The sequence below is a fragment of the Microbulbifer sp. 2205BS26-8 genome (assembly GCF_030731025.1).
In the GTDB taxonomy this organism is placed as follows: Bacteria; Pseudomonadota; Gammaproteobacteria; order Pseudomonadales; family Cellvibrionaceae; genus Microbulbifer; species Microbulbifer spongiae.
Genome location: NZ_JAVAMR010000041.1, coordinates 23589 through 30951, shown reverse-complemented (window position 1 = coordinate 30951; position 7363 = coordinate 23589). Strand labels below are relative to the sequence as shown.

Below are 7363 nucleotides of genomic sequence, written 5' to 3'. Positions count from 1 at the left end.
CTAGAACATTTAAAAGGAGAATTCAGGCTGTACCCTCATCAAGGATCAGTACTGCCCTGCCTCCCAAAGAACCAGGGACGCGCTCAATGAGCGCCAAGTCGCTGATATACCAACCGTCTTCGCAACGGGCAAATGATTCCTGAATTCAGTATTCTGCTTGGAATTGCAGCAGTGCAACTGATCTCGCGAGTTGATGCCTGTCTCCCCAGGTATCTTTTCCTATGGGACCCTGACCACCGATATTGCGAAATTGTTTTTTACTTTCCGCAATTTCAGGGCAGGTATCGGTGAGCAGTTGCTCTCCTACAGCAATATTATCGTAGGAATGTTCTTCAATATGGATTGTGAGCAGGTTGGCATCCAGCTCTGTACTTTCTTCAAAAGCTCGGGTTATTGCCGCGACAAAGGCACTTTTTTCTCTCTGGGCAGGCGAGATGCTTCAACAACAATGTGTGGCATAACCAATCTCCATCCTAAACTGTATAAACGTCTACCGTGCAGATTCGGCTCTCAGGCCGGCATAAACACACTAGAAACAGGGACCTCGACCATCACCGTTGCGATATCCCAACTGGAATGACCTTTTAAGGCGGGCTCAGATGGAGAAAAGAACCTTGTTATTGGGCCGCTTTCGCGGTTCACATCCCCCAGTCTCACCCTAATGTGGTATTGTTGGGTAAGAAATAATAATTATGGATAGTCTTGGGAGCAGATATGGAAACCAAAATTCTCATGATTCAACCCGTAGTTGCGCTGATTATCTGGTCGCTGGTGATGTGGGCATGGATGTATGTAACCCGTCTGCCAGCCATTGCGGCAGCAAAAATGCAGATGGACCCCAATGCCCCCGCCGGCGATCAGATGTCAAAACTACCGGCAAAGGTCCGCTGGAAAGCCGATAACTACAATCACTTGATGGAGCAGCCAACGATCTTTTACGCCATTGCGCTTTCTCTAGCCGTCATTGGTGATTCAGCTACTATCAATATTTTTGCCGCATGGTCTTATGTTGCCTTGAGAATTCTGCACAGCCTGATCCAGGCACTGGGCAATAAAATTGAATTGCGTTTTTTCGTTTTCCTGTTATCCAACATCCCGCTGATACTGCTGACATTCAATGGCGCTCGAGCGGTTTTTCAATAGGCTAGCATTACTGGCACAACCGATTCGGATACCGGTTACTCGGTAGCTGCGCTGGTGATGCATCCGGCAGTTCCGGTCCCGAACCAGCATAACAACCTGCCAGGTTCTGCAGTTGGGGGCAGAGCGCGGTTTTTTCGAGAGTGGATTGCCTTTCCAGCACCCTGCCAAGGGTCTCATCACCCAGCCTCCAGGCCTCTGAATAGCAAACTTCAGGGCCTATTTTATTCTGGCAAAAACCGCAATCGCCCGCTTGCGACCAGCCCCCACATCACAAATGACTTGAGGATACCCTGAAACAGGGGGTGGATTGTGGATTTCCCTGTTATTGAGTGAGGCCAGTTCCGGGATATATCGGCGAATAAATGTGCCGTCAGGATCAAATTTCTGCGATTGGCTGTAGGGGTTGAAGACACGGAAATAGGGGGCGGCATCGGTGCCTGTAGAGGCAGTCCACTGCCAGCCACCATTGTTGGAGGCGAAATCGCCGTCGATGAGGTGCTGCATAAAATAGCGTTCGCCCCAGCGCCAGTCGATCAGCATATTCTTGCTAAGGAATGAGGCCACAATCATGCGCAGGCGATTGTGCATCCAGGCACTTTCATTTAACTGATGCATGGCGGCATCCACAATAGGGACCCCGGTTTCGCCGCGACCCCAACAGTCAAAAAGCTTCTGGTTATAAACCCAGGGAATCCGCTCAGTCTCCAGCTTAAATGGCTGGCCCTTACTCAGGCGAGGGAAGTCCACCAGCAGATGGGTGTAGAACTCACGCCAAATCAGCTCGCTGATCCAGCAAGCAATGCCCTCACTGCCTCCCTGCCAATTACCATCATTTAAACTGAGAGCCATATAGGCGCACTGGCGAATGGAAATGGCTCCGCTGTTCAGATAAGGCGATAATCGAGAAGTGCTGTCCAGTGCGGGGAAATCCCGCTCGGCCTGATATCTGGTGATCCTCTCACCAAATAGCTTCAGGCGCTTCTGTGCCTCCTTCTCCCCGGCCTTCCAGCCCTTCACCATCCCTGTCACAGTATTATCGATTGAATAGTGAGGTAACTGGCTGGGTATTTTCTGAGTCAGTCTGACACCCCTCCCCATTTCCAGCCATTTCGGCCAATGTGATCCCCCATCGGGGATTGGCATTTTTCTCGGCACCGGCAGAGGATTAACCGCACTTTCCGCGCACAATTGAAGAAGGGTACGCTTGAAGGGGGTAAACACTTTATAGGGTTCGCCATTGCCGGTTCTTACCGATCCCGGCGGCAACAAGGTGCGGTCGCTATAGTACTCGATATGAATACCGCTCTTGCACAATATATCCCGCACAGCATGGTCCCGGCGCTGTTCATTTATTGGATACTCCGCATTGGCAAATACGCCCTCGATTTTCAAGCGCAGCGCAACTTTCTGCAGCGCTTTGGGTACCTGGGAAAAAGTAGAAATATTGAGGTAATACAGGGGAATATTGCGGGTTTGCAACCGGGTCTGCAATTCGTGCAGACAGGCCATGCGAAAGGCCACCAGAGCATCGCCTTCACCATGAGATTTCCAGTTGTGGGGGCAGGCAATAAAGAGAGCGGCCAAGTATTCGCAACACTGACTGGCATGGTACAGGGCCGAGTTGTCCTGCATACGCAGATCGCTGCGAAACCACACCAGGCCGCGCGCCAGGGAAAGCGGCCGGCGCATTACTTTAACGGCTCCCGCAGTTGCTCAATTGCACTATCTCCACTGCCCGGCAGTACAGAAGTCATGGGCAGCTGTTCCAGCGTATCCAGATCAGGGCACAGCTTCAATATGGCACACCTCCCCCTCGCTGTAGAGGCGGTGTTACTTGCCTCTGCGGGCCCGCCAGCGGGCCGTCACCGGTACGAGGGGCCACTTCGCGAATAGGCAGGCGGGTCTCTTTGGGTGTTTCAGTGTCAACCATAGCGGCTTTCAGCGGAATTCACACAAACCCAGCTCGGCGGGCTCGGCGGCGAGCAGAACCTGGCTGTGAATAAAATGGTGCGGGCTGCGCGGCAAATAATGGCGCAGCATGGTGAGCACCGCGGACAGGGGTTTATGCCCCTGGCGATATGCCTCAATCAGTTGTGCCAATTCCGCCCGCTCCGCCCTGCTTAAATATCCCTTCAAGTGCCCCTGGCTGTGCATCAGGGCATTGGTCCGATCCTCGCGGCTGGCCTGGTGCGCAAGAATTTCCATCATTTTCCCCCGCACTTCACTGGCAAATTGCTTCGGCCCCAGCACGTGGGCGTTGGCGATAAACTGGCCGAGTGCTCGGGTCAGGGGTTGGCTGTGTGCGAGCAGGAGATACTTGTAAGCGGTATAGAACTCGATGACCCGCGCGGGACGCAGATCGGGCGCCACATAGCGGTGCCAGGCATCGTAGGCAAACACGCGGGTGAGGAAGTTTTCGCGCAGGCTGCTGGCATTCAAACGCCCCACTTCCTCCAGGGGCAGGTGCGGGAAATGGTGGCGCAAGCGCGCCGTAAACAGCCCAGAATCGTGAGCCAGAACACCCTTCCCGTCGGCCTTATAGTGCGGTGTGGTGCGCACACCGCAACTTGGGGACCTCTGCATCAGGATAAAACCGCGCAGATTTTTCACCTCTGGCACAATCTGGTCCCCATAGGCCTCCAGTGCCTCGGTAACCTCTATGGTGGGATCATCCCGCCCTACCGCCCGTAGGCGATCGCTCACAATCAAGTGGATGGGTGGTCGCGGCACACCCATACCAATCGCCACCTCCGGGCAATAAGCGTGCAGGTCAAAGCAGTGACCCAATAATTCGGTGCAGACTTTACTGTGCTTGTGGCTGCCGTTGTATCGCACCGGATCACCCATCGCGCAACGGCTGATTCCCACCGGGATCTTGTGAGGCAACAGTTGGATATGCATGGTTTTAAGGCGCAGAAAATATCTGTTTCTTTTTTATAGCCTTTCGTGTTTAGTTATACAAGGACTACTTTTATACAGCTTTCTGGCGCCACGGCTTGAACTCCACCCCGCTTGCACCCACCCCCATCACAGCTACAATGCGGGGTCACATTCTTATCGGGCAGCTTGACAGCCAGGCTTTACCTCACCGCCTCTACCGGTCACCTGTGCGGTCTCTACCTGCCCGAAACTACGGATTAGCCCATGATTCCAGCATTGCGCGAAGTCGACGAGGTTCAGGCGCTGTATTTGCAGTTTTTGCAGACGCTGACAGACGCGGGTTTTCGCGGTGACATCGCCTCCAGTTATGCCAACCGCACAGTTCTGGCAACAGACAACTCCATTTATCAGGTACTGCCCCAGGCAGTGGTATTCCCCCGCGACAATCGCGACCTGCAATTATTGGCGGAACTGGCCGACCGGGAGGAATTCCACTGCGTGGTGCTCTCCCCCAGAGGCGGTGGTACCGGCACCAATGGCCAGTCCCTCAGCGACGGACTGGTGGTGGATATCTCCCGCCATATGAACCAGATTCTGGAAATCAATGTGGAGCAACGCTGGGTGCGCGTACAGGCGGGCGTCGTAAAGGATCAGTTGAATGCCGTCCTCAAGCCCCACGGCCTGTTCTTTGCCCCGGAACTCTCCACCAGCAACCGCGCCACCATTGGCGGCATGATCAATACCGACGCCTCGGGCCAGGGCTCCTGTGTCTATGGCAAGACCCGCGACCACGTGTTGGAGCTGCATACCGTGCTCATAGGCGGCGAACTGTGGCGATCCTCATCAATAGAAGAGGCGAAGTTGCAGGAAATCAGCAGCGGCGATAACCGCTCGGCCAAAGTGCACAAAACCTGCGACGAAATTGCGCGGCAAAAGGCGGATTTGATTGAGGAGAAATTTCCCAAGCTGAACCGCTGCCTCACAGGCTACGATCTGGCCCATATCCGTGAGAATGGGTGCTTTAACCTCAACAGTGTGCTGTGCGGCTCCGAGGGCACCCTCGGCTTTGTGGCAGAGGCAAAGCTCAACCTGCTGCCAATTCCAAAGTGCGTAGCGCTGGTAAACCTGAAATACGACCACTTCCGGGATGCCCTGCGCGACGCCAAGCACTTGATGGACGCCGGCCCCATGTCTATCGAAACGGTGGACAGCAAGGTACTGCAGTTGGCCATGAAGGATATCGTGTGGCACAGCGTGAGCGAGTTTTTCCCCACAGAGAACAGGCTAGTCAAAGGAATCAACCTGGTGGAGTACACAGCGGATTCCGAAGAGGAGCTGGAAAGTGCACTGGCAGGATTCACCGCACAAATAGGCGAAGCGATCGGTCAGCCGGGCAAGAGCTTCGGCTACTCCGTCGCCCGCGGCCATGTGGAAGTTAACCGCATCTGGGCCATGCGCAAACGGGCAGTGGGTCTGCTGGGCAATGCCCCTGGGGAAAAGCGTCCGATTCCGTTTGTGGAAGACACTGCAGTACCCCCGGAACAACTGGCGGATTTCATCACCGAATTTCGTGCGATTCTGGATGGAGCGGGACTCGATTATGGCATGTTTGGCCATGTGGATGCAGGGGTATTGCACGTGCGCCCAGCCATTGATATGAAAGACCCACAGCAGGCGGCACAGATACGTCCTATCACAGATCGGGTAGTGGCACTCACACAGAAATACCGGGGGTTGTTGTGGGGTGAACACGGCAAGGGAGTCAGGTCTGAATATGCGCCGGAATTTTTTGGGGAACTCTACCCGGAGCTACAAAAAATCAAAGCCGCCTTCGACCCGCGCAACCAGCTAAACCCCGGCAAAATTGCCACACCCGACGATAGTGCCAACCTGTTGAAAATTGACGTGGTGGCGATACGCGGCGAATACGACCGGCAGATTCCCGCCCAGGTATGGGAGGGCTACAGCGAGGGGGTACACTGCAACGGCAATGGCGCTTGCTTCAATTGGAACCCCGACGACGCCATGTGCCCCTCCTACAAAGCCACACGCAACCGGATTCACTCGCCCAAGGGGCGCTCCTCACTCATGCGGGAATGGCTGCGCCTGTTGAGCAGTCGCGATGTGGATGCGGTAGCCTGTGCACGCAAATACCGGGAGCGCTCCTTTTTTGTCGGCCTGCCCAAGCGCATCGTGAACTCCCTTGCCAAAATGCGTGGCGAGTACGATTTCAACCACGAAGTGAATGAGGCCATGCAGGGCTGCCTGGCATGTAAATCCTGTGTGGGCCAATGCCCTATCAAAGTGGATGTACCGGAGTTTCGCAGCAAGTTCCTCGAACTGTATTACAGCCGTTACCTGCGCCCGTTAAGAGACTATGTCGTGGCCGGGTTGGAATTTTTGATGCCGCAATTGGCAAAGCTGCCACAGCTCTATAACTGGCCGTTGAAACTGAAGCCGGTAACTACCCTGATGGAACGCGCTTTTGGTATGGTAGACAGCCCGCAGCTCTCACAGGCATCACTGCAGGCCAGGGTGCGGGTACTGGGGGTGCCTACCGCCAGCAAAGCCTGCCTGGAGACCCTGGGCCCCAGCCAGTGCAGCCGTGCGGTGATTATCGTGCAGGACGCCTTTACCAGCTATTTTGACGCCAAAGTGGTATCGGACATACTGCGCCTGCTCAAGCATCTGGATTTCGTACCCCTATTGGCGCCCTACCGGGCCAATGGCAAGCCGCTGCATGTGTACGGATTCCTGCGCCAATTCCAGCGGGTAGCTCAGGGCAACAGTGAAATGCTCAACGATCTGGCGGCGCGTGGTATCCCTCTGGTAGGCATAGACCCCTCCATGACTCTCACCTATCGCTCGGAATACAAAAAGCTCCTCGGCGAACGGGCGCCAAAAGTCCAGCTGCTGCAGGAATGGCTGGCTGAGCAGCAGGATCACCTGGCACAACAACGCGAACGGGTGCGCCCCGGCAGTTTCCAGTTGCTGCCCCATTGCACAGAACAGACTATTGCCACCGCCTCGCTGAAAGACTGGCAGACGATATTCTCCGCACTCGGCCTTGAGCTGCAAACCGAAAGCCTTGGCTGTTGCGGCATGGCCGGCACCTACGGTCACGAAACTGCACATAAGGAGACCTCGCGGATAATCTTCCAACAATCCTGGGCCGCCAAACTCAGTCACGGTGACAGCAACCAACTCGCCACCGGCTACTCTTGCCGCTGCCAGGCGAACCGCTTCGCGGGTGTTAGTCTGCGCCACCCTCTGCAGGGAGTGCTGGCACAACTCAAAAACTAGGGATTAACTGATATAAGGGGCCGGCAAAAGTGCATCC

Annotated in this window: 5 protein-coding genes; 3 read left to right on the top strand and 2 right to left on the bottom strand. The window is 55.1% G+C overall.

The annotated features are described in order from the left end of the window. The first annotated feature begins 193 nt into the window (after positions 1 to 193). A complete protein-coding gene (locus Q5Y71_RS12995) occupies positions 194 to 580 on the top strand; it encodes a hypothetical protein (RefSeq protein WP_306042551.1) in 387 nt (128 codons plus the stop codon). Positions 581 to 714: 134 nt separating this feature from the next. Then, positions 715 to 1143 carry an MAPEG family protein gene (locus Q5Y71_RS12990; RefSeq protein ID WP_306042550.1) on the top strand — a complete coding sequence of 143 codons (429 nt, stop codon included), beginning with the start codon at positions 715 to 717 and terminating at the stop codon, positions 1141 to 1143. A 216-nt stretch (positions 1144 to 1359) separates the two neighbouring features. Here the strand turns inward: Q5Y71_RS12990 and Q5Y71_RS12985 are convergent, their stop codons facing one another. Together Q5Y71_RS12985 and Q5Y71_RS12980 are read right to left on the bottom strand one after the other, a co-directional pair. Beyond that, on the bottom strand, positions 1360 to 2832 hold the full coding sequence (locus Q5Y71_RS12985) for a deoxyribodipyrimidine photo-lyase (RefSeq protein ID WP_306042549.1): 1473 nt from the start codon (positions 2830 to 2832) through the stop codon (positions 1360 to 1362). Positions 2833 to 3081: 249 nt separating this feature from the next. Beyond that, entirely contained in the window at positions 3082 to 4029 is a 948-nt protein-coding gene (locus tag Q5Y71_RS12980; RefSeq protein ID WP_306042548.1) for a DUF523 and DUF1722 domain-containing protein, read from the bottom strand. Between the two features lie 258 nt (positions 4030 to 4287). On the opposite strand from Q5Y71_RS12980, the gene Q5Y71_RS12975 reads away from it, so the two are divergent. Beyond that, positions 4288 to 7326 carry an FAD-binding and (Fe-S)-binding domain-containing protein gene (locus Q5Y71_RS12975; RefSeq protein ID WP_306042547.1) on the top strand — a complete coding sequence of 1013 codons (3039 nt, stop codon included), beginning with the start codon at positions 4288 to 4290 and terminating at the stop codon, positions 7324 to 7326. The last annotated feature ends 37 nt before the right edge of the window (positions 7327 to 7363 follow it).